General features: G+C 64.6%; 21 protein-coding genes. 13 read left to right on the top strand and 8 right to left on the bottom strand.

The window, feature by feature from the left end:
* Window position 1: 1 nt before the first annotated feature.
* Window positions 2–271 (top strand): 30S ribosomal protein S15, encoded by a 270-nt coding sequence (rpsO, locus tag IVA92_RS13945; RefSeq protein ID WP_008540131.1) that lies wholly within the window; start codon window positions 2–4, stop codon window positions 269–271.
* 376 nt (window positions 272–647) lie between these two features.
* Window positions 648–2,810 (top strand): polyribonucleotide nucleotidyltransferase, encoded by a 2,163-nt coding sequence (gene pnp, locus IVA92_RS13950; protein ID WP_247276486.1) that lies wholly within the window; start codon window positions 648–650, stop codon window positions 2,808–2,810.
* 112 nt (window positions 2,811–2,922) lie between these two features.
* Here pnp and katG read toward each other — a convergent pair whose 3' ends face one another.
* Window positions 2,923–5,091, bottom strand: a complete 2,169-nt coding sequence (gene katG / locus IVA92_RS13955) for a catalase/peroxidase HPI (protein ID WP_247276487.1) — start codon at window positions 5,089–5,091, stop codon at window positions 2,923–2,925.
* A gap of 114 nt (window positions 5,092–5,205) precedes the next feature.
* Here katG and IVA92_RS13960 point away from each other — a divergent pair, with 114 nt between their 5' ends.
* From IVA92_RS13960 to IVA92_RS13970, 3 genes are read left to right on the top strand one after another with little or no spacing between them, the layout of a single operon-like run.
* Entirely contained in the window at window positions 5,206–6,132 is a 927-nt protein-coding gene (locus IVA92_RS13960) for a hydrogen peroxide-inducible genes activator (protein ID WP_247276488.1), read from the top strand.
* Between the two features lie 8 nt (window positions 6,133–6,140).
* On the top strand, window positions 6,141–6,605 hold the full coding sequence (locus IVA92_RS13965; protein WP_247276489.1) for a GNAT family N-acetyltransferase: 465 nt from the start codon (window positions 6,141–6,143) through the stop codon (window positions 6,603–6,605).
* Window positions 6,602–7,198: a glutathione S-transferase family protein gene (locus tag IVA92_RS13970; RefSeq protein ID WP_247276490.1), complete on the top strand. Its 597-nt coding sequence runs from the start codon at window positions 6,602–6,604 to the stop codon at window positions 7,196–7,198. Before IVA92_RS13965 ends, IVA92_RS13970 begins: the two co-directional genes overlap by 4 nt.
* On the opposite strand, the gene fabI is transcribed toward IVA92_RS13970, so the two are convergent.
* From fabI to fabA, 3 genes are all read right to left on the bottom strand, one after another.
* On the bottom strand, window positions 7,195–7,995 hold the full coding sequence (gene fabI, locus IVA92_RS13975) for an enoyl-ACP reductase FabI (protein WP_247276491.1): 801 nt from the start codon (window positions 7,993–7,995) through the stop codon (window positions 7,195–7,197). The two genes, IVA92_RS13970 and fabI, sit on opposite strands and share 4 nt — an antisense overlap.
* Window positions 7,996–8,132: 137 nt before the next feature.
* Window positions 8,133–9,356: a beta-ketoacyl-ACP synthase I gene (gene fabB, locus IVA92_RS13980; protein ID WP_247276492.1), complete on the bottom strand. Its 1,224-nt coding sequence runs from the start codon at window positions 9,354–9,356 to the stop codon at window positions 8,133–8,135.
* Between the two features lie 39 nt (window positions 9,357–9,395).
* On the bottom strand, window positions 9,396–9,917 hold the full coding sequence (gene fabA, locus IVA92_RS13985) for a bifunctional 3-hydroxydecanoyl-ACP dehydratase/trans-2-decenoyl-ACP isomerase (protein ID WP_247276493.1): 522 nt from the start codon (window positions 9,915–9,917) through the stop codon (window positions 9,396–9,398).
* Window positions 9,918–10,270: 353 nt separating this feature from the next.
* Here fabA and irrA point away from each other — a divergent pair, with 353 nt between their 5' ends.
* Entirely contained in the window at window positions 10,271–10,762 is a 492-nt protein-coding gene (gene irrA / locus IVA92_RS13990; protein WP_247276494.1) for an iron response transcriptional regulator IrrA, read from the top strand.
* Between the two features lie 90 nt (window positions 10,763–10,852).
* Here irrA and IVA92_RS13995 read toward each other — a convergent pair whose 3' ends face one another.
* Window positions 10,853–11,383 (bottom strand): SH3 domain-containing protein, encoded by a 531-nt coding sequence (locus tag IVA92_RS13995; protein WP_247276495.1) that lies wholly within the window; start codon window positions 11,381–11,383, stop codon window positions 10,853–10,855.
* Between the two features lie 339 nt (window positions 11,384–11,722).
* Between IVA92_RS13995 and IVA92_RS14000 the strand changes: the two genes are divergently transcribed.
* A complete protein-coding gene (locus tag IVA92_RS14000; RefSeq protein WP_247276496.1) occupies window positions 11,723–12,724 on the top strand; it encodes a D-glycerate dehydrogenase in 1,002 nt (333 codons plus the stop codon).
* Here the strand turns inward: IVA92_RS14000 and IVA92_RS14005 are convergent.
* Window positions 12,721–13,632 carry a LysR family transcriptional regulator gene (locus tag IVA92_RS14005; RefSeq protein WP_247276497.1) on the bottom strand — a complete coding sequence of 304 codons (912 nt, stop codon included), beginning with the start codon at window positions 13,630–13,632 and terminating at the stop codon, window positions 12,721–12,723. The two genes, IVA92_RS14000 and IVA92_RS14005, sit on opposite strands and share 4 nt — an antisense overlap.
* 121 nt (window positions 13,633–13,753) lie before the next feature.
* Between IVA92_RS14005 and IVA92_RS14010 the strand changes: the two genes are divergently transcribed.
* Complete coding sequence (locus IVA92_RS14010; RefSeq protein ID WP_247276498.1) at window positions 13,754–14,761, top strand: aldo/keto reductase; 1,008 nt, start codon at window positions 13,754–13,756, stop codon at window positions 14,759–14,761.
* 6 nt (window positions 14,762–14,767) lie between these two features.
* Here the strand turns inward: IVA92_RS14010 and moeB are convergent, their stop codons facing one another.
* Complete coding sequence (gene moeB / locus IVA92_RS14015; protein ID WP_247276499.1) at window positions 14,768–15,571, bottom strand: molybdopterin-synthase adenylyltransferase MoeB; 804 nt, start codon at window positions 15,569–15,571, stop codon at window positions 14,768–14,770.
* A gap of 249 nt (window positions 15,572–15,820) precedes the next feature.
* On the opposite strand from moeB, the gene IVA92_RS14020 reads away from it, so the two are divergent.
* Complete coding sequence (locus IVA92_RS14020) at window positions 15,821–17,179, top strand: serine protease (RefSeq protein WP_247276500.1); 1,359 nt, start codon at window positions 15,821–15,823, stop codon at window positions 17,177–17,179.
* 138 nt (window positions 17,180–17,317) lie between these two features.
* Here IVA92_RS14020 and mutM read toward each other — a convergent pair whose 3' ends face one another.
* The gene (gene mutM / locus IVA92_RS14025) at window positions 17,318–18,199 is read right to left on the bottom strand and encodes a bifunctional DNA-formamidopyrimidine glycosylase/DNA-(apurinic or apyrimidinic site) lyase (RefSeq protein WP_247276501.1); all 882 of its coding nucleotides are present in this window, start codon (window positions 18,197–18,199) and stop codon (window positions 17,318–17,320) included.
* A gap of 80 nt (window positions 18,200–18,279) precedes the next feature.
* On the opposite strand from mutM, the gene ubiE reads away from it, so the two are divergent.
* Genes ubiE through dut form a run of 4 tightly spaced genes read left to right on the top strand, consistent with a single transcriptional unit; the run spans window position 18,280 to window position 22,578 of the window.
* Window positions 18,280–19,041 (top strand): bifunctional demethylmenaquinone methyltransferase/2-methoxy-6-polyprenyl-1,4-benzoquinol methylase UbiE, encoded by a 762-nt coding sequence (ubiE, locus tag IVA92_RS14030; protein WP_247276502.1) that lies wholly within the window; start codon window positions 18,280–18,282, stop codon window positions 19,039–19,041.
* On the top strand, window positions 19,038–20,612 hold the full coding sequence (ubiB, locus tag IVA92_RS14035) for a 2-polyprenylphenol 6-hydroxylase (RefSeq protein ID WP_247276503.1): 1,575 nt from the start codon (window positions 19,038–19,040) through the stop codon (window positions 20,610–20,612). Before ubiE ends, ubiB begins: the two co-directional genes overlap by 4 nt.
* A gap of 56 nt (window positions 20,613–20,668) precedes the next feature.
* Window positions 20,669–22,123, top strand: a complete 1,455-nt coding sequence (gene coaBC, locus IVA92_RS14040; protein WP_247276504.1) for a bifunctional phosphopantothenoylcysteine decarboxylase/phosphopantothenate--cysteine ligase CoaBC — start codon at window positions 20,669–20,671, stop codon at window positions 22,121–22,123.
* Window positions 22,120–22,578 carry a dUTP diphosphatase gene (gene dut, locus IVA92_RS14045; RefSeq protein WP_247276505.1) on the top strand — a complete coding sequence of 153 codons (459 nt, stop codon included), beginning with the start codon at window positions 22,120–22,122 and terminating at the stop codon, window positions 22,576–22,578. Before coaBC ends, dut begins: the two co-directional genes overlap by 4 nt.
* Window positions 22,579–22,651: the final 73 nt, after the last annotated feature.

The raw sequence follows: 22,651 nt of genomic DNA on the forward strand, positions 1-22,651 counted from the left end.
GATGTCGATTGCCGCAGAACGCAAAGCGGAAGTCATCAAGACGAATGCCACCAAAGCCGGTGACACCGGCTCGCCTGAGGTTCAGGTCGCGATCCTGTCGGAACGCATCAACAACCTCACCAACCATTTCAAGACCCACGTGAAGGATAACCATTCGCGTCGCGGCCTCTTGAAGCTGGTCTCGACCCGCCGCTCGCTCCTCGACTACCTCAAGAAGAAGGACGAGGCGCGGTACAAGGCGCTGCTCGAGAAGCACAACATTCGTCGCTAAAGAGTTCCTGCGCGCGCCACTGGCGCGCGTTTTCGCGCGTGGTTTCGAACGAAAGCGCTTCTTTAAAGGTTTTTGATTGAGGCTGCGTGCGCGTCGGATGCGAGCCGTTGACGGTTGGCATCCGGGCATGATGGCGAAGACCACGGTTCGGTGTTCGCGTTCGTACCGACTGACAGTCCAGCAGCAATCCGGCGGCTGGGCACAACGGGCAAGGCGCCCGTATGACCCGAAAGGATGGACGCCATCCGAAATTCAAAAACCATGGCAGGATCGCAGGCCGCTGGTCATCACGCCGATCAGCGTCCCGCAATCTTGCGCATGGTTTTTGTTTTTCGAAGCGTCCCTTCTTTCGAGAACCCATGAAAGAAGACCTCCTATGTTCAATAAGCATTCAGTCGAGATCGACTGGGGCGGACGCCCTCTCAAGCTTGAAACCGGCAAGATCGCCCGCCAGGCCGACGGCGCCGTCGTCGCCACCTATGGCGAGACCGTGGTGCTTGCCACCGTCGTCGCGGCGAAGACACCGCGCGAAGGCGTCGACTTCCTGCCGCTCACCGTCGATTACCAGGAGAAGACCTACGCTGCGGGCCGCATTCCCGGCGGCTATTTCAAGCGCGAGGGCCGTCCGACCGAGAAGGAGACACTGGTCTCCCGCCTGATCGACCGTCCGATCCGCCCGCTGTTCGTCGACGGCTGGCGCAACGAGACCCAGGTGATCGTCACCGTGCTCTCGCACGACATGGAAAACGATCCCGATATCGTGGCGATGGTCGCGGCCTCCGCCGCGCTGACGCTGTCCGGCGCGCCCTTCAAGGGCCCGATCGGCGCAGCCCGCGTCGGGTTTGCCAATGACGAATTCGTCCTCAACCCGACCCTGGACGAGATGGTCGACACCCAGCTCGACCTTGTCGTCGCCGGCACCGCCGACGCCGTGCTGATGGTGGAATCGGAAGCCAAGGAGCTCAACGAAGACATCATGCTCGGCGCGGTGATGTTCGGTCACCGCCACTTCCAGCCGGTGATCAACGCGATCATCGAGCTCGCCGAGAAGGCCGCGAAGGAGCCGCGCGAAGTCACCGTGATCGACAATTCGGCGATCGAAAAGGAAATGCTCGGCTTGATCGAGCAGGAGCTGCGCGCCGCCTACGCGATCCCCGTGAAGCAGGAGCGCTATGCCGCCGTCGGCCTCGCCAAGGAAAAGGTGATGGCCCACTACTTCCCGGAAGGGCAGGAGGCGAAATACGACAAGCTCCGCATCGCCGGCGTGTTCAAGGAGCTCGAGGCCAAGATCGTCCGCTGGAACATCCTCGACACCGGCAAGCGCATCGACGGCCGCGACTCCAAGACCGTGCGCAACATCGTCGCCGAAGTCGGCGTGCTGCCCCGCGCCCACGGCTCGGCGCTGTTCACCCGCGGCGAGACCCAGGCGATGGTCGTGACCACGCTCGGCACCGGTGAGGACGAGCAGTACATCGACGCGCTGTCGGGGACGTACAAGGAAACGTTCCTGCTGCACTACAACTTCCCGCCCTACTCAGTCGGCGAGACCGGCCGCCTCGGCGGCACCAAGCGCCGCGAGATCGGCCACGGCAAGCTCGCCTGGCGCGCGATCCACCCGGTGCTGCCGCCGCATCACGAGTTCCCCTACACCATCCGCGTGGTGTCGGAGATCACCGAATCCAACGGCTCCTCGTCGATGGCATCGGTCTGCGGCGCCTCGCTGGCGCTGATGGACGCCGGCGTGCCGTTGAAGCGGCCGACCGCGGGCATCGCGATGGGCTTGATCCTCGAAGACAAGCGCTTTGCGGTTCTCTCGGACATCCTCGGTGACGAGGACCATCTCGGCGACATGGACTTCAAGGTGGCCGGCACCGAGCTGGGCATCACCTCGCTCCAGATGGACATCAAGATCGAGGGCATCACCGAGGAGATCATGCGCGTCGCCCTCGGCCAGGCCAAGGATGGGCGTATCCACATCCTCGGCGAAATGGCCAAGGCGCTCACCAATGCCCGCGCCGAACTCGGCGAATACGCGCCGCGTATCGAGACCTTCAAGATCCCGACCGACAAGATTCGCGAAGTGATCGGCACCGGCGGCAAGGTAATCCGCGAGATCGTCGAGAAGACCGGCGCCAAGGTCAACATCGAGGACGACGGCACCGTGAAGGTCGCCTCCAGCGACGGCGAGGCGATGAAGGCCGCGATCAAGTGGATCAAGTCGATCGCGTCCGAGCCGGAAGTCGGCCAGATCTATGACGGCACCGTCGTCAAGGTGATGGAATTCGGCGCCTTCGTGAACTTCTTCGGCTCCAAGGACGGCCTCGTCCACATCAGCCAGCTCGCGTCCAACCGCGTGCAGAAGACCTCCGATGTGGTGAAGGAAGGCGACAAGGTTAAGGTCAAGCTGCTCGGCTTCGACGACCGCGGCAAGACCCGCCTGTCGATGAAGGTGGTCGACCAGACCACCGGCGAGGACCTCGAGGCCAAGGAGAAGGCTGCCGAGGGCGAGAAGGCCCCGCGCGAAGCGGCGGGCGAGTAAGTCTCGCCACACGGACAAAAACACGAAGGGCGGCCGAGAGGCCGCCCTTTTTCTCGCCCCTGGGGAGCGCTGCGCTCCCTCTCCCGCAAGCAAGCGGGAGAGGTGCAGAGCCTCAAGCCGTGAGATCGAACCGGTCGAGATTCATCACCTTGGTCCAGGCCTTGGCGAAGTCCTTGACGAACTTCTCCTTGGAATCCGACGTGGCGTAGACCTCGGCGAAGGCGCGGAGCTGCGAGTGCGCGCCGAAGATGAGATCGACGCGCGTGCCGGTCCACTTGACCGCGTTGGACTTGCGGTCGCGGGCCTCATAGGTGCCGTCAGCGCCGGCCGGCGTCCACTGCGTGCTCATGTCGAGCAGGTTGACGAAGAAGTCGTTGCTTAGCGTTCCCACCTTGGCGGTGAAGACGCCGTGCTTCGAACCGTTCGCATTGGCGCCGAGCACGCGCAGGCCGCCGACGAGCACCGTCATCTCCGGGCCGGTGAGCCGAAGCAGCTGCGCACGATCGACGAGCGCCTCCTCGGGCATCATAAACTGATGCCGCTTGCCGATATAGTTGCGGAAACCATCGGCCCGCGGCTCCAGCGGCGCGAAGGAAGCAGCATCCGTCTGCTCCTGCGAGGCATCCATGCGGCCCGGCGTGAAGCCGACCTTGACCTCGACGCCGGCATCCTGGGCGGCCTTCTCGACCGCGGCGGTGCCGCCGAGCACGATCAGGTCTGCGAGCGAGACCTTCTTCGCGCCGGACGAGGCGTTGAAGTCCTTCTGAATCGCTTCGAGCTTGCCGAGCACCTTGGAGAGCTGAGCGGGCTGGTTCACCTCCCAGTCCTTCTGCGGGGCGAGACGGATGCGCGCGCCGTTGGCGCCGCCGCGCTTGTCCGAGCCGCGGAACGTCGAGGCCGACGCCCAGGCGGTCGAGACCAGCTCCGATACGGACAGACCCGAGGCGAGGATCTTCGTCTTCAGCGAGGCGATGTCCTGCTCGCCGACCAGCTCGTGATTCACGGCCGGAATCGGGTCCTGCCAGATCAGCGTCTCCTTCGGCACCAGCGGGCCGAGATAGCGCTGGATCGGACCCATGTCGCGGTGCGTGAGCTTGAACCAGGCGCGGGCGAAGGCGTCCGCGAACTGATCGGGATGCTCGAGAAAGCGTCGCGAGATCTTCTCATAGGCCGGATCGAAGCGGAGCGAGAGGTCCGTGGTCAGCATCGTCGGCCGATGCTTCTTCGACTTGTCGAAGGCATCAGGAATGATCGCCTCGGCATTCTTGGCCGTCCACTGGTGCGCGCCGCCGGGGCTCTTCGTCAGCTCCCATTCGTACTTGAACAGGTTCTCGAAGAAGTTGTTGCTCCACTTTGTCGGCGTGGTCGTCCATGTCACCTCGAGACCACTGGTGATGGAATCGCCCGCGAGGCCCGTACCGTGCTTGCTCTTCCAGCCGAGGCCCTGATCTTCCAGCGCGCCCGCTTCCGGCTCCGGACCGACCAGCGACGGATCGCCCGCGCCGTGGGTCTTGCCGAAAGTATGGCCGCCGGCGATCAGCGCGACGGTTTCCTCGTCGTTCATCGCCATGCGGAAGAAGGTCTCACGGATATCCTTGGCCGCGGCGATCGGATCCGGCTTGCCGTTCGGACCTTCCGGATTGACGTAGATGAGGCCCATCTGCACTGCGCCCAGCGGCTCGGCGAGCTGACGCTCACCGCTGTAGCGCTCATCGCCCAGCCAGGTCCCTTCGGGACCCCAATAGAGCTCTTCCGGCTCCCAAACGTCGGCGCGGCCACCCGCAAAACCAAACGTCTTGAAGCCCATCGATTCCAGCGCGACGTTGCCCGCGAGCACCATCAGGTCGGCCCACGAAAGCTTGCGGCCGTATTTCTGCTTGATCGGCCACAGCAGCCGGCGCGCCTTGTCGAGGTTGGCGTTGTCGGGCCAGCTGTTGAGCGGCGCGAAGCGCTGCTGACCGGCGCCGGCGCCACCGCGGCCGTCGGTGATGCGGTAAGTGCCCGCGCTGTGCCAGGCCATGCGGATCATCAGGCCGCCGTAATGACCGAAGTCGGCCGGCCACCACTCCTGCGAGTCCGTCATCAGAGCGGTCAGGTCCTTGATGACCGCGTTCAGGTCGAGCGACTTGAACTCCTTGGCATAGTCGAATTCTTTGCCCATCGGATCGGACAGGTCGGAATTCTTGTGCAGCACCTCGATGTTGAGCTGCGTCGGCCACCAGTCGCGGTTTGAGCGCGCGGGTTTTCCGCCCGAAAACGGGCATTTCGAAGTGTCGTCCATGAATACCTCCTCTGGCGGCGGCGAACTCGCGCCCTTGACCAGGTAGAACCACTCTAAGCATCGCCTCCTATCAGGGGAAGTTGACTTTAATGATCGCTGCGATAGGATTTTCTGATGATAAACCTGACGCTGCGTCAGCTTCGCTATTTCGATGCGCTGGCGCGCCACGGCCATTTCGGCCGCGCCGCCGAGGCCTGCTCGATCTCGCAGCCAGCCTTGTCGATGCAGATCAAGGAGTTGGAAGGGACCCTCGGCGGCCTGCTGCTGGAGCGTAGCGCGCGGCAGGTGGCGCTGACCCGGTTCGGCGAGGAGCTCGCGCAACGCGTCCGCGAGATTTTGCGCTCGGTCGATGAGCTCGGCGATTTCGCCCGGGCTTCACAGGATCGCTTCGCCGGCCGCCTGCGCATTGGCATGATCCCGACCATCGCACCGTATCTCCTGCCCAAGATCACCAAGAATCTCACGCGCATGCATCCCGAGCTCGACATCCGCGTGCGCGAAACCATGACGCCGCGGCTGATCCAGGAGCTGGTCGAAGGCCGGCTCGACACCGCCATCGTCGCGCTGCCGGTGTCCGAACCCTCGCTCACCGAGGTCGCGCTGTTCGACGAGAAATTCCTGCTGGTGCGGCCGGGCGCGGACGAGGGCACCCCGGTGCCGTCGCGCGAGATGATGCGCGAGATGCGGCTATTGCTGCTCGAAGAGGGGCACTGCTTCCGCGAACAGGCGCTGTCCTTCTGCAACATGCAATCGGCGCCGCCGCGCGAGATGCTGGATGCGAATTCGCTCTCGACGCTGGTCCAGATGGTCAGTGCCGGCATCGGCGTCACCCTGATTCCGGAGATGGCGGTGCCGGTGGAGACGCGATCGGCCTCGGTCTCGCTGGCGCGCTTCCGCGACCCCGAGCCCTCCCGCACCATCGGCATGGTCTGGCGCAAGACCAGCCCGCTGGCGCGACAGCTGCTGCAAATCTCCGAGGTGGTGTGCCTGTCGGCCGGCAAGGCGCGCCCACGTCAGGCGGCGCGCAGCCTCAGAGCCTGAGTTGCCGGATGTCGCAACCGATCATCCGCATCGCGCGCGCAGACGAATATGACGAGATCGCCCGCGTCTGGATGCTGAGCTGGGTCTCGACCGGCCTCGCCGAGGTCAGCGATTTCCTGCTGGCAAATCTCCGCGTCCGGATCCGACGCGAGATCGAGGACGGCTGGAGCCTGTTCGTCGCCGACGACAACGGCACGATCGCCGCGATGCTGGCGCTGCATCTGCCGAAGCGCTATCTCGACATGCTTTTCGTCGCGCCCGCTTATCAGGGCCAATCGCTCGGCCGGCGATTGCTCGCCTTCACACGCACGCAACTGCCTGACGAGATGTACCTGCGTTGCGTGCGCGAGAACGAAAAGGCCTGGCGCTGGTATGAGCGCGAAGGTTTCGTGTTCGAGACGGAAGAGATCGAACCGTCGAACGGGTTCGTGATGAAATATTATCGATGGAAGAATAAAGGAGACGCGTCATGATCAAGCTTTATTGGTCACCCCGGTCGCGCTCGTTCACGACGCTCTGGTTGATGGAGGAGAGCGGTCTGCCCTACGAGCGCGTGCTGACCGACATCTCGACCGGCGCGCAGAAGGCGCCGGATTATTTGAAGATCAACCCGATGGGCAAAGTGCCGGCGTTGACTGACGGCGACGCCGCGCTCGGCGAGGCCGCTGCGATCTGCGCCTATATCGGCGATCGCTATCCCGAGACCAAGCTCGCGCCCGCTGTGATCGATCCGCGCCGCGCGCGCTATCTGCAATGGCTGTTCTTCTCGCCGAGCTGCATCGAGCCCGCCATCATCCAGATCTTCACCAAGATCGAGATCCCGACCTCGACCGCGGCCTGGGGCAGCGCGACGCAGGTCTTCGACGTGCTGGAAGCGGCGCTCGAGAAGGGACCGTGGATCTTGGGCGACAATTTTTCCGCTGCTGACATCACAATCGGCTCGGGCCTGAACTTCGCGGTGCGTCTGTTCAAGATGGTGCCGTCGCGTCCGGTCTTCGACACCTATCTCGCGCGCTGCATGGCCCGGCCGGCGTTCCAGCGCGCAGAGAAGATCGCGGCCGGCTAGTCCGGCGACTTCAAGTCGTCCGGCTTCGGCATCAGGATGATGTTGTACCCGGAATCGACGTAGTGAATCTCGCCGGTCACGCCGCCCGACAGATCCGACAGCAGATACAGCGCCGAGCCGCCGAGCTCGTCGAGCGTGACGCCGCGGCGCAGCGGCGCATGTTTCTGCTGGAATGCGAACATCGCCCGCGCTTCACCGATGCCGGAGCCGGCGAGCGTACGGATGGGGCCTGCGGAGATCGCGTTGACGCGGATGCCGCGCGGCCCGAAATCCGCGGCGAGATAGCGCACTGAGGCTTCCAGCGCCGCCTTGGCCACACCCATCACGTTGTAATTCGGCATCGCCCGCATCGAGGCGCCGAAGGTCAGCGTGATCATGCTGCCGCCCTCTGTCATCAGCTCGGCGGCGCGCTTGGCGACTTCAGTGAAAGAGAAGCAGGAGATCACCATGGTGCGCGAGAAATTCTCGCGGGTGGTGTCGGCGTAGCGGCCCTTCAGCTCGTTCTTGTCGGCGAAGCCGATCGCGTGGATCACGAAGTCGAGCTGGCCCCACTTGTCGCGGAGCGCTGCGAAGGTCGCATCGACGCTGGTGATGTCCTCGACGTCGCAAGGCAGCACCAGATCGACGCCGAGCTGCTCCGCCAACGGCTTGACGCGCTTGCCCAAGGCCTCGCCCTGAAAGGTGAAGGCCAGCTCGGCGCCCTGGGCATGCAGCGTCCTCGCCATGCCCCAGGCGATCGAATGATCATTGGCGATGCCCATGATCAGACCGCGCTTGCCTTTCATCAAACCTTCCATTGCTTCTTTGCTCCCACTATTCCGGGGTCATCGCCCGCGCAGGCGGGCGATCCAGTATTCCAGAGCCGTATGTGATAGATCGAGAAGCCACGGCACACTGGATGCCCGCCTTCGCGGGCATGACAGCATCGCTAAAATCACACATCCAGCCGGCTGAACACCAGAGTGGCGTTGGTGCCGCCGAAGCCGAAGGAGTTCGACAGCACGGTGCCGATCTTGACGTTGTCGATGCGCTTGCGCACGATCGGCATATCCGCGAACACGGGATCGAGCTCCTGGATGTGCGCGCTCTCGCAGATGAAACCATTGTTCATCATCAGCAGCGAATAGATCGCCTCCTGCACGCCGGTAGCGCCCAGGGAGTGGCCGGTCAGCGCCTTGGTCGCGGAGATCGGCGGGCACTTCTCGCCGACGCCGAACACCCTTCGGATCGCCTCGATCTCCGGCGGATCGCCGGCAGGCGTCGAGGTCGCGTGCGGATTGATGTAGTCGACTTTGGTCTTCACCGTCGACATCGCCATGCGCATGCAGCGCTCGGCGCCTTCGCCTGATGGTGCGACCATGTCGTGACCGTCCGAGGTCGCGCCATAACCGACGATCTCGCCATAGATGCGCGCACCGCGCGCGTTGGCATGCTCGAGCTCTTCCAGCACCAGCACGCCGGCGCCGCCGGCGATGACGAAACCATCGCGATTGACGTCGTAGGGACGCGAGGCCGTGGCGGGCGTGTCATTGTACTTCGAGGACATCGCACCCATGGCATCGAACAGCACCGATAGCGACCAGTCCAGCTCCTCGCAGCCGCCTGCAAAGATGACGTCCTGCTTGCCGATCTGGATCGTCTCGTAGGCATTGCCGACGCAATGGTTCGAGGTCGCGCAGGCCGAGGAGATCGAGTAGTTCACGCCCTTGATCTTGAACCAGGTCGCCAGCGTCGCGGAGGCCGTGGAGGACATCGCCTTCGGCACCGCAAACGGGCCGACGCGCTTCGGCCCCTTGGTGCGGGTGATGTCGGCGGACTCGACGATGGTTCGCGCCGAGGGGCCGCCGGAGCCCATGATGATGCCGGTGCGGACGTTGGAGACTTCGTCGGGCGACAGACCGGAATCCTGGATCGCCTGCTCCATCGCGACGTGATTCCACGCCGCGCCCTGACCGAGGAAACGCATGGCGCGGCGGTCGACCACCGTCGATGGATCGAGTGTGGGCTCGCCTTGTACCTGCGAACGGAAGCCGAGCTCGGCATATTTCTCAGCCCGCGAAATGCCCGACTTCGCCTCGTGAAGGCTCGCAAGCACTTCCTGGGTGTTGTTTCCGATCGACGAGACGATGCCCATCCCGGTGACCACAACCCGCCTCATGACAGCCTCGCCTCAATCGTTGCCTTCTTGGTGATGCGCTCAGCCCAGGCTCGTGCCCTGCTTGAACAGGCCGACCTTCAGATCCTTGGCGCGATAAATAATCTGGTCATCGACCGAAAGCCACCCGTCGGCGATACCGAGCACGAGCTTTGCGCGCATCACGCGTTTGATATCGACGTTGTACACAACCTTGCGCGCGTCGGTCAGCACCTGGCCGCCGAACTTCAGCTCGCTGAGGCCGAGCGCGCGGCCGCGACCTTCGCCGCCGCTCCAGCCGAGATAAAAGCCGACCATCTGCCACAGCGCATCAAGACCGAGGCAGCCGGGCATCACCGGATCGTTCTTGAAGTGGCAGCCGAAGAACCAGAGGTCGGGCTTCACGTCGAGTTCGGCGCGCACTAGGCCCTTGCCGAACTCCCCGCCATTGTCGGTAATTTCCGTAATGCGGTCGAACATCAGCATCGGCGGCAGCGGCAACTGGGCATTGCCCGGGCCGAACATTTCGCCGCGGGCACACGCCAGCAGATCTTCGTATTCGTAACCGTTGCGCCTGTTCAGCATGCACGAGCCTCTGTTCTAATCCCGATTGAGCGGCGTTTTTTGGCGAAAATGGGCCCCGTCTCGGTCGGAGAGCAACGCCAATTGCCATCGTCAGGGGCACCTCCCGCAAGCCCGGATGGACTGCGGACCGGGCCACCATGCTTGGCTGCGCCAAATCGGCTAGGCGGAACCGCGCGCTCTCTAACACAGGCCATTTCGAGTGGCAAAGCGCGTCTATGAAGGTAAAATGACCGGCGCTTCGCGCGGTTCCAAGCTTGATTAGAACCTCTCTACTTGCGAGAAACTTGCACCTGCATCTTTCTGTCCTTATATTGCAAGAGACATATAGTTCACGCGCGCCCGAAATCTGGATAATGAGCGAGAATACCGCGCCCCCTCACGACGACGACGTCCATTCCGCAGCCCTCTTGTCCGGCCGCCAGCCGGCCCTGACCGGTTGCCCGTGGCACGACGTCAACGAAATGCTCCAGTCCGCCGGGCTCCGTCCGACGCGCCAGCGCATGGCGCTCGGCTGGCTCCTGTTCGGCAAGGGTGCGCGCCACCTCACGGCTGAAATGCTCTACGAGGAAGCGACGTTGGCCAAGGTTCCGGTGTCGCTGGCGACCGTCTACAACACGCTGAACCAGCTCACCGATGCCGGCCTGCTCCGTCAGGTCAGCGTCGACGGCACCAAGACCTATTTCGACACCAACGTCACCACCCACCACCACTATTACCTCGAGAACAGCCATGAGCTGGTGGATATCGAGGATCCGCATCTGGCGCTGTCCAAGATGCCCGAGGTGCCCGAGGGTTACGAGATCTCGCGCATCGACATGGTCGTGCGCCTGCGCAAGAAGCGCTGAGATTTGCTGAGATAAATCTGAGATCGTCGTGGCCGGGCTTGTCCCGGCCATTTTTCGTTTGCCCAGCCGTCCTGGACGACGCCTGCGGCGTCAATTCACCTGCTCGTCCGAGTACACGCCCCAGAGGCGCTCCTGCTGGATCCAGCCGTCAAAGCCGCTGCCGGTGACGTGACACCAGCCTGCGCTGCACTTCTTCACTTGCGTGACGACGCCGGCCTGGAGCTTGGCTGCGACCGCGCTGTCGGGATCGGGACGGTCGTAGATCGGCGCGAGGTCGTCCTTGTGCTTCATGGTGACGACCGCGGTACGGCGGCCCGACAGCAGCGAGTGATAGACCCAGCCCTCGGCGCCTTCGGAATCACGCACCCGGCGCCAGTTCTCGAATTCAGCAGTGATTTCCACCGGCAGGCCGGCGCGGGTATAGACCCAGGCCACGTCATTGTCCTTGGTCGGGCCGGCGCGAACGTTGACGTGATCCGACTTGAGGCTGACATAGCGCGGCACCGGCAGTCCGCTGGCGGTCTGGGGGGTGGTGTCCTTCGCCGAATGCGAGGGGCTGACCGAGGCGCTCAACCAGGTGCAAACGAGCGCCATCACCGAACAAAAACGCCCCAACGCCATCAACCCGTCTCCTGTCGAAGACCCGCCCGAGGCGGGTCCTCACCCCAAAATCCAAAACCCTGCCGCGTCAGCCCCTGTCCCGCCCCACGCGGGTGTTCCCCAGAACGAGGTCCGCAAGCCCTGACCCGTGGTTCTTGTCTTGGCCCGGCCTTCTGCTAGAGAGGACGGACGCTTGAACAACCAGTTTGCCCCGATTTTCCGGCCGGAAATATCGGGAGAGCTTGAAGGAAACGCCGGGGACGACACGGCTAGGGCAGTGTCGAACAACCGGGTTAATGAGGCCTCAACGGCCAGCTTTTGGTGACAGAGGCGGGCTGCGACGCCTCATGAGGGCAGGACATGTCGGTGAAGAAAAAGCCCCTCGTCGTTGTGACGCGCAAGCTGCCGGACTCGGTCGAGACGCGCATGCGCGAGCTGTTCGACGCGCGGATCAATCTCGACGATACGCCGATGTCGGCCGAGCAGATCGCGGAAGCCGCGCGCACCGCCGACGTGCTGGTTCCGACCGTGACCGACCACATCAGTGCCGATGTCATCAATCAGCCAGACTGCAAGCTCCGCCTGATCGCCAATTTCGGCAATGGCGTGGACAATATCGACGTCGAAGCCGCGCATGCCCGCGGCATCACCGTCACCAACACGCCAAAAGTTCTGACCGAAGACACCGCCGATATGACCATGGCGCTGATCCTCGCCGTACCCAGGCGGATGATAGAAGGCGCTTCGATCCTGACGGAAGGAAAGCCCTGGGCAGGCTGGTCGCCGACCTGGATGCTCGGCCATCGCATCGGGGGAAAACGGCTCGGCATCATCGGCATGGGCCGCATCGGCCAGGCGGTGGCGCGCCGCGCCCGCGCCTTCGGCCTGCAGATCCACTATCACAACCGCCGCCCGGTCGCGCCGAAGATCGCCGAAGAGCTGGGCGCGACCTATTGGGAGAGCCTCGACCAGATGCTGGCGCGGATGGACATCATCTCGGTGAACTGTCCGCACACGCCGGCGACCTATCATTTGCTCTCGGCGCGGCGACTGAAGCTGATCCGGAAAGACGCCTACATCGTCAACACCGCTCGCGGCGAAGTGACCGACGAGGACACGCTGATAAAGCTGATCGAAGGCGGCGAGCTCGGCGGCGCCGGCCTCGATGTCTACGAGCATGAGCCTGCGGTCAACCCAAAACTGGTGCGGCTCGCCAAGGCGGGCAAGGTGACACTGATGCCGCATATGGGCTCCGCCACCATCGAAGGCCGCGTCGAGATGGGCGAGAAGGTCATCATCAACATCCGCACCTTCCTCGATGCCCACAAGCCGCCGGATCGCGTGCTGCCGAGCATGCTCTAGGATCGATCCGTCTTGCGCTTCCGCCAACCTGCGACGAAATCGATGAAGGCCCGCAGCGCCGGCGGCACCTGGCGGCGGCTCGGATAGTAGAGGAACGGTCCGGGAAACGGCTCGCACCAGTCCTCCATGAGGCTGACCAGCGCGCCGGACTTCACGGCGTCATGGACGTAGCCATCGAGCGTTGCCCAGATGCCGGCGCCGTCGAGTACAGCGCGCATGGAAAGATTCATATTGGTCGAAATCAGCTTGGCCGGCGGATCCACCTTCACGATTTGGCCGGCCTTCTCGAATTCCCAATCGTGCATGACGCCGCTTGAGTAGCGTGCGCGGATGCAATCATGGTCGAGCAGGTCCCTCGGATGTTTCGGCCTGCCGCGGCGCGCGACGTAGTCGGGCGATGCGACGACAATATAGCGCTGCGAGCCGCTTAGCGGAATCGCCACCATGTCCTGCGCGAGATGTTCGCCATAGCGCACGCCGGCATCGTAGCCGGCGCTGACGATGTCGACGAAACCGCTCTCGGAGACGATGTCGAGATCGATTTGCGGATATGCTGCGAGGAACGGCCCCGCCATCGGCGCCAGCACGAGGTCGACCGCCGGCGGCGGCGCATTGATACGCAGGCGGCCCGAGGCGACCTCGCGCAGGCCCCGCACCAGATCCAAGGCATCGCCGACGTCGCGCAAGGCCGGTGCGACGCGCGATAGCAGCAGTTCGCCCGCCTCGGTCAGCGCGACACTGCGGGTGGTGCGGTTCATCAGGCGGACGCCGAGGCGCTCCTCCAGGTCCCGTAGTCGCTGGCTAAGGCTCGACACCGACACGCGAATATCCTGCGCCGCACGCCGGAAATTGCGGGTGCGGGCGACCGCCACGAAGACATCGAGATCGCGCAGGTCAGGCTCGGCCATTATTCGCCAGAATGAACAAGCTATTCTGGATTGTCCAGCTTATCGGGGCAATGGACCAAGGGCATATCTGGCCTCGTCACGCGGCGCATTCAGCCTGCCGCACCTTTCGAGGAGAGCCATCATGGAACAGCGCAAACTCGGTTCAACCGGCCCCACGGTTTCCGCCTTTGGGCTCGGCTGTATGGGCATGTCAGAGGTCTACGGCCCCGCCGATCGCGGCGAGGCCATCGCCACGGTCCATGCGGCACTCGATGCCGGCATCACGCTGCTGGATACCGGCGACTTCTACGCGATGGGCCACAACGAGATGTTGGTCCGCGAGGCGCTGAAGGATACTTCGCGCGACAAGGTCCAGATCAGCGTCAAATTCGGCGCGCTGCGCGGCCCGGCCGGCGAATTCGCCGGCATGGATTGCCGCCCCATAGCGATCAAGAATTTCCTGGCCTATTCGCTGCAACGTCTCGGCACCGAGTATATCGACATCTACCGCCCGGCCCGGCTCGATCCGAACGTACCGATCGAGGAGACGATCGGCGGCCTCGCCGAACTGGTGAAGGCCGGCTACATCAGGCATATCGGCCTGTCCGAGGTCGGCTCCGACACCATCCGCCGCGCGCATGCCGTGCACCCGATCGCCGACCTCCAGATCGAATACTCGCTGATCGAGCGCGGCATCGAACGCGATATCCTCAAGACCTGCCGCGAGCTCGGCATTGGCATCACGGCCTATGGCGTGCTGGCGCGTGGACTGATCAGCGGCCATTGGACGAAGGACAGCGGCAAGGCCGGCAAGGACTACCGGCTGATGACACCACGTTTCCAGGGCGCGAACCTCGACGCCAATCTCGCGCTGGTGGAGCAGCTTCGCGCGGTCGCGAACGACATCCGCGCAACGCCGGCACTGGTTGCGATCGCCTGGGTGGCGGCGCAGGGCCAGGAGATCGTACCGCTGGTCGGCGCGAGAACCCGCACCCGTCTGGCCGAAGCACTCGGCGCAACCAAGGTGACGCTGACACAGGCTCATCTCGCAGCGCTGGCAAAGGCATTTCCGCCGGATGTCGCCGCCGGCACGCGCTATGCGGCCGAACAGATGGCGCATCTCGACAGCGAGAAGCCGGCCACGCGGTAGCGGCGATCAGGTGCGATGAGCGCTGAGATCAGTGATGACGGGCCCATCGCCGTTGAGCGGATTGGCGGGATCGCGCCCATAGCGCAGCGTTTCGAAGCGCATCGCGCGCGCATCGATCATCAGGAGGCGGCCGATGAGGCCGTCGCCAAAGCCGACGATCTCGCGGATCGCCTCCAGCGCCATCATCGAGCCGAGCACGCCCGCCAGCGCCCCCATGACGCCGGCCTCCGCACAGGCCGGCACCGTGCCAGGCGGCGGCGCCTCGGGAAACAGGCAGCGATAGGTCGGATTGAATTCGCCCTGCTCGTTCATCTCATGTGCACGGATGGTGGTGAGCGAGCCGTCAAAGGTTCCGAGCGCCGCGGTGATCAGCGGCCGCTTTGCAAAGAAGCAGGCGTCCGAGACCAGATAGCGCGTTGAGAAATTATCGGAGCCGTCGAGCACGAGATCGTAATCGCCGATCAGGCCGAGTGCATTGTCGGCGTTGAGCCAGGTGGCGTGGCCGACGAACCGGACATGTGGATTGAGTGCCGCGATCCGCTCGGCCGCGCTTTCGACCTTGTGCCGGCCGATGTCGGGCGTCGTATGGATCACCTGTCGCTGGAGGTTGGACAGCGACACCACGTCGTCATCGACCACGCCGAGCGTGCCCACGCCGGCGGCGGCCAGATACATCAAGGCGGGCGCGCCGAGCCCGCCGGCGCCGATCACCAGCACCGAGGCCCGCTTCAGCGCAGCCTGTCCGGGACCGCCGACGTCGCGCAGCACGATATGACGGGCATAGCGTTCGAGTTCGTCCGGGCTCAGCATCGTCGTACGCCTCTCTACACCCTCGCTATCGACCCTCGCGGTGCGGAGCGCGGAACGCGCTCTCCGGACGATGCTTCGCATCGCCCGGCGAACCATGAAGGCCCGGATCTCGCCTGCGGCCATCCTTCGAGACGCCGCTTGCGCGGCTCCTTCAGGATGAGCGGCACCGTCTGAACCACCGCGAGATTGTTCGCGACCAACGAGATGTGCTTCAATGACATGGCGTTCAATGGGCTGGCTGGATTTGTCATGAGATCGATGCTTGCGGCAACACTGATGTTTGCGGCCGCCACAGGCGCGAACGCCCAGATGACGGCGCCACAGGTCCCCGGTACCAAGCCGAAGACGGTCCAGACCGTACCGACCCGGCCTCCCGCGATGCAGACTCCGTCGGCCACAATGGATGCCATGGCAAGAGCTGAGCGGCTGGCGCTTCAGTCAGACCTCGCCTGGGTCGGCCAGTATAATGGCGCCATCACCGGCGACGCCAGTGAGCGCATGGTCAATGCCATCAAGGAGTACCAGAAGGCCAAGGGCAGCAAGCCGACCGGCGTGCTCAATGCGCAGGAGCGCGCCGCGCTGGCTGAGGCGGCACGAAAGAAACAGGAGAGCGTCGGCTGGAAGATCGTGACCGAGCCGACCACCGGCGCCCGGCTCGGCATCCCCGGCAAGCTGGTGCCGCAGCAGGCGAGCGACGCCAGCGGCGCGAAATGGACTTCCCCGACCGGCACGGTTCAGGTGCTGCTCAGCCGCCGCCAGGAGGTGAATCCGACATCGGCGAGGCTCGCCGATCTGGAGAAGGAGCCGTCTGGGCGCAAGGTCGATTACACTGTGGTGAAGCCCGACTTCTTCGTGCTGTCGGGATTGCAGGGTCTGAAGAAGTTCTACGTCCGCGGCACCTTCAAAGGCGACGAGGTTCGCACCATGACGATCCTCTACGACCAGGCAGCCGAGAACGTTGTCGAGCCGGTCGTGATCGCGATGTCGAGCGCCTTCAATGCGTTTCCGTCGGGGCCGCAAGCCGCGCCGCCGCCGCGCAAGACCGTCGACTACGGCACCGGAATTGTCGTCAGCGATGATGGCGCGATCGTCGCCGACCGCCTCGTCACCGATGGCTGTCTCACCATCACGATCGGCGGCTATGGCAGTGCCGACCGTCTCGCCGAGGACAAGGAGCACGATCTGGCGCTCCTGCACGTCTACGGCGCACGCGGCCTGAAGCCGCTCAGCCTCGCCGGCGACGCAGCGAAGGCGAGTGCGGATGTCATCGGCATCGCCGATCCACAGAGCCAGGGCGGCGCCACCGGCGTGTCGAGCCTCAAGGCTGCGCTGGCACCGGTGACAAACAGCAATTCCGCGCTGTCGCCTCCGCCGGCGCTCGGCTTCTCCGGCAGCCCGGCCATCGGCGCCGACGGCAGGTTTGCGGGCATCGCGCTGCTGAAGCCGGCGACGGTCGCGGGTCCCGCCACATCGGTGCCGGCGTCACAGGGGGTGATGATCGCCGCCGAGACGGTGCGCGATTTCCTCAAGGCGAACGGTGTTGCGGCGAATGGCACATCGACGGATGCGAAAGCCGCGGTCGTACGCGTGATCTGCGTGCGGAAGTAGGGTGCTGCAAGCATCTCCATTCTCGTGTCCCAGGCGTTGATGGCAGTTGGTGAGACCGATGTAGCCGCGAGCTCCCGACCCTCTCCCGCAAAGCTTGCAGGAGAGGGAGCGCACCACACCTCGATCAGCATGGCCGAGTTATTTCTGACATTTCGGGCACCAGAAGGTCGACCGGCCATTCTGCGTAAACCGCTTGATCGTGCCGCCGCAGCGAGGCATCGTGCATTTCTCGCCTTCGCGGTCGTAGACCTTGAAGGAGTGCTGGAAATAGCCGAGCTCGCCCGAGGTCTGGCGATGGTCCCGCAAGCTCGAGCCCCCGGCCTTGATCGCATCGTTCAGCACGGTGTGGATCGCGCCGACCAGGCGCTTGGCATGGTCCGTCGGCTCACCCTTCTTGGTCGATAGCGTCGCGGCGATCCGGCGCGGCGAAAGGTGCGAGCGATGCAGCGCTTCGCAGACATAGATGTTGCCGAGCCCCGCCACCACACGCTGGTCGAGCAGCGCCGCCTTCAAGCTCGTGGTCTTGCCGGCACAGGACTGCGCCAGCATCGCGGCATCGAACTCGTTGCCGAGCGGCTCGGGACCGAGTCCGCGCAGCAGCGGCTCTTCATCAAGCGCATCGCGCGCGATCACTTTCATGTAACCGAAGCGGCGCGGGTCGTTGAAGACGATGTCCGCTCCGGAGGACATCCGAAACAGCACGTGGTCGTGCGCGGAATCCTTGGCTCGCGGATAGTGAAACTCGCCAGGCTGCGCGTCGTTGTCCGGTCTGATGACACGAAACGAACCCGACATGCCCAGATGCATCAAGAGCACGTCGCCGGAGGCGAGATCGGCCATGAGATATTTTGCGCGGCGGCCGAGGCCGGTGACGACCTGCCCCTTGAGCCGCGCGACGAAGTCCGGCTGGAACGGAAAGCGCAAATCCGCCCGCCGGGCCTCCGCCTTGAGGATTTTCGCTCCCTCCATGACGGGCTGAAGGCCGCGGCGGACGGTCTCGACTTCGGGCAATTCAGGCATGGTCGGGCATTCACCTTATGAGAGCGGTGTGATAGCGCCATTGCGGCGGGCGCGCTATGGTCCGCCAGTGGAGTAGAGTAATGGATCGGCCGGGCGAAACCACGCATTTTGGCTTCAGGGACGTGCCCTTAGGGGACAAGCAGACGCTGGTGAACGACGTGTTTCACAGCGTGGCCGCGCGCTATGATCTGATGAACGATCTGATGTCCGGTGGCCTGCACCGGGTCTGGAAGGACATCATGATCAACGCGCTCGACCCGCCGAGGAGCGATCGGCCGTTCGCGCTGCTCGACGTCGCCGGCGGCACCGGCGACATCTCGTTCCGCGCCGCCAAGGCGGCAGGCGCTGGCTTCCACGCCACTGTCTGCGACATCAACACCGACATGCTGGCCGTCGGCCGCGAGCGCGCCGCCAAGCGGCATCTCGAGACTCAGGTCGATTTTGTTGAGGGCAACGCCGAAGCACTCGCCTTTGCCGATCGCAGCTTCGACGCATACACGATCGCTTTCGGCATCCGCAACGTGCCGCGGATCGATCTGGCGCTGCGCGAGGCCTATCGGGTGCTGAAGCCGGGCAGCCGCTTCCTATGCCTGGAATTCTCGACCGTCGAAATGCCCGGGCTCGATCGTCTCTATGACTTGTTCTCGTTCAAGGTGATCCCGCCGCTTGGCCGCATGGTCACGGGCGACGCCGAGTCCTACCAGTACCTGGTCGAATCGATCCGCAAGTTTCCAAAGCCCGGCGCCTTCGCCGACATGATCCGCGACGCCGGCTTTTCTCGCGTCAGCTGGCAGACACTCACCGGGGGTATCGTCGCACTGCATTCAGGCTGGCGTTTGTGATCTCTGCCATCACCCACATTTCGCGCCTGATCCGCGCCGCGTTCGTGTTCGCGCGCGAGGGCGTGTTCGGTTCGGTCGATCCGAGCCTGGTGCCGCCGCCCGGGCAACTCGCGCTGAAGCTTGCGCGCCTGATCGAGCGGCGCGGCGTCAAGCACGGCCCGCGAATATCGCGCGCCCTCACCCGAATGGGCCCGGCCTATCTCAAGCTCGGGCAGTTCCTGGCAACGCGCCCCGACGTCGTCGGCGTCATCATCGCGCGCGACCTCGAAAGCCTCCAGGACCGCCTGCCGCCGTTTTCGCAAGCCGAAGCGGAAGCCACGATCACGATATCGCTGGAACGGCCGCTGAAGGATGTGTTTGCAAGCTTCGGCCCGCCGGTCGCGGCCGCCTCGATCGCACAGGTGCATCGCGGCGAGGTCTTGCGGGGCGGCATCCGTAGGCCGGTGGCGATCAAGGTGCTCCGGCCCAATGTCGCCGCACGTTTCCGCCGCGACCTCTCCGACTTTTTCTTCGTCGCGCACAAGGCCGAAGCCTATTCGGCCGAGGCGCGGCGCCTGCGCCTCGTCGAAGTCATCAACACCATGTCGCGCTCGGTCGCGATGGAGATGGACCTCCGGCTCGAAGCCGCCGCGCTGTCGGAGATGGCGGAGAACACGCGCGACGATCCTGATTTTCGCGTGCCGGCCGTCGACTGGGACCGCACCACACACAACGTGCTGACGCTGGAGTGGATCGACGGTATCGCGCTGAACGATCACAAGCGCCTTGCGGAGGCGCAGGTCGACCTGCCCGATCTCGGCCGCAAGGTGATCCAAAGCTTTTTGCGGCACGCGCTGCGCGACGGCTTCTTCCACGCCGACATGCATCCGGGCAATCTGTTCCTGGACGATGCCGGCCGTCTCGTCGCAGTCGATTTCGGCATCATGGGCCGGCTCGGCATGAAGGAGCGGCGCTTCCTCGCCGAGATCCTGCTCGGCTTCATCACCCGCGATTATCGCCGCGTCGCCGAGGTGCATTTCGAGGCCGGCTATGTGCCCGCGCATCATTCGGTCGAGAACTTCGCGCAAGCGATCCGCGCCATCGGTGAGCCGATCCACAACCGCACCGCCGAGGAAATCTCGATGGCGCGGCTGCTGACGCTGCTGCTCGAGGTCACCGGCCTGTTCGACATGACGACGCGGCCCGAGCTGATCCTGCTTCAGAAGACCATGGTCGTGGTCGAGGGGGTGGCGCGGGCTTTCGATCCCAAGCTGGATATCTGGAAGATTGCCGACCCCGTGGTGCGCGAATGGATCGAGCGCAACCTCGGTCCGATCGGCCGGGTCCAGGGCGCGCTGGCGGGCACCGGGGACATTGCGCGGGTGCTGATGCGGCTGCCGGAGATCGCCGAGCGGTCGGTGAAGGTGCTGGAGCAGCTCGAGACCATGACGCGGGACGGCATAAGGCTGTCGCCGGAGAGCATCGCGGCGATGGGCCGCAGCGAGGGCCGCAAGAACCGCTGGCGCACCGTGGCGCTCTGGATCATCGCCGCGACCTTCATCGGCATCCTGATCGCCGTCCGGAATCTATGATTGCACTGCAATCACACGAATGATAGCATCGCGATCATTCCGTGTTGGAGGGCGTCATGGCAAGCCTGACCATCCGCAAGCTCGACGATGCCGTCAAAACCTATCTCCGGCTGCGCTCGGCCAAGAACCGCAGGTCGGTCGAGGAAGAGGTCCGGGTCATCCTGCGGGAGCTGATCGAGGGCCGCGAGGAGCCGCTGACGCCGTTTGCGGTCCCACCTGCGGCATCCTCCTCAGCTCCGACACAACAACGTACCAGCGCCGTTCCCGAAGCCAGCGTCACCCTGATCATCGGCGGCGGTATCGCGGCCTATAAATCGCTCGACCTGATCCGCCGGCTGAAGGAACGCCGCGTCGAGGTTCGCTGCGTGCTGACCAAGGCGGCGCAGCAATTCGTCACGCCGCTGGCGGTGAGCGCGCTGTCGCATGAGCGCGTCTACACCGACCTGTTCGACCCGCAGAGCGAGTTCGACGCCGGCCATATACGGCTGGCGCGCGACTGCGACCTGATCGTGGTGGCGCCGGCAACCGCCGATCTCCTGGCCAAGCTGGCAAACGGTCATGCCGATGATCTCGCCAGCGCCATCCTGCTCGCCACCAATCGCAAGGTGTTGCTGGCGCCGGCGATGAATCCGCTGATGTGGAACAACGCGGCGACACGCCGCAACGTCGCGCAGCTTCAGCGCGACGGTGCGGTGTTGATCGGACCCAATTCCGGCGAGATGGCGGAAGCCGGCGAGGCTGGCATCGGCCGCATGTCGGAAGCCATCGAGATCGCCAATGCCGCCGAGCGGCTGCTGCGGCCGCCGGTGCCGCGCCCGCTCGCCGGCAAGCGCGTGCTCATCACCGCAGGTCCCACGCATGAGCCGATCGATCCGGTGCGCTACATCGCCAACCGCTCCTCCGGCAAGCAGGGCTTTGCCATTGCCGCCGCCGCGCAGGCCGCGGGCGCCGAGGTGATCTTGGTCAGCGGTCCGGTCGACCTCGACGATCCCCAGGGCGTGACGGTGAAGCATGTGGAATCGGCACGGCAGATGCTGGAGCAGGTGCAGGCGGCGCTTCCCGTCGACGTCGCGATCTTCGCCGCCGCGGTCGCCGACTGGCGCGTCGCCAACGAGGGCGAACAGAAGCTGAAGAAGACCTCGGCCGGCATGCCACCGCTTCAGCTCGTCGAAAACCCCGACATTCTCGCCACCATCGCCAAGCTGGCCGACAAGCGCCCGCCGCTGGTGATCGGCTTTGCCGCCGAGACCGAGCATCTCATCGACAACGCCAAATCAAAACTTGCCCGCAAGGGTTGCGACTGGATCGTCGCCAACGACGTCTCGCCGGCCACCGGCGTGATGGGCGGCGATCGCAACACCGTGCACCTGATCAGCCGCAAGAATGGCGCGAAGGACGGCGAGTTTGCAGTTGATTCCTGGCCGGTGATGACCAAGGAACAGGTCGCCATCGAACTGGTCGCGCATGTCGCAAGGACCGTGACCGACAAATCCCGGGAGCCGGCATCTTGAGCACGAAAGTCACGGTCGAACTGCAACGCCTCGCGCATGCCGATGGCCTGCCGCTGCCCGCCTATCAGACCGCCGAGGCCGCCGGCCTCGACCTGATGGCTGCGGTTCCGGACAGCGAGCCCTTGACGCTCGCGCCCGGTCAATATGCGCCGGTACCGACGGGCCTCGCGATCGCCTTGCCGGCCGGGCACGAGGCGCAGGTGCGGCCGCGCTCGGGGCTTGCGGCCAAGCACGGCGTCACCGTGCTGAACTCGCCCGGCACGATCGACGCGGACTATCGCGGCGAGATCAAGGTGATCCTGATCAATCATGGCCAGGCGCCCTTCGTGATCAAGCGCGGCGAGCGCATCGCACAGATGGTGATCGCGCCCGTGGTGCAGGCCGCGCTGGTTCCCGTGGCGACCTTGTCGACGACCGATCGCGGCGCCGGCGGCTTCGGCTCGACCGGCCGCTAAGGCACGATAGCTCCGGCCGAATCACCCGAAGAACTACGTGCGTTGGAACAACGTGCCCGGCATTTTTGGGGGG

It is taken from the genome of Bradyrhizobium sp. 154 (assembly GCF_023073875.1).
Lineage (GTDB): Bacteria > Pseudomonadota > Alphaproteobacteria > Rhizobiales > Xanthobacteraceae > Bradyrhizobium.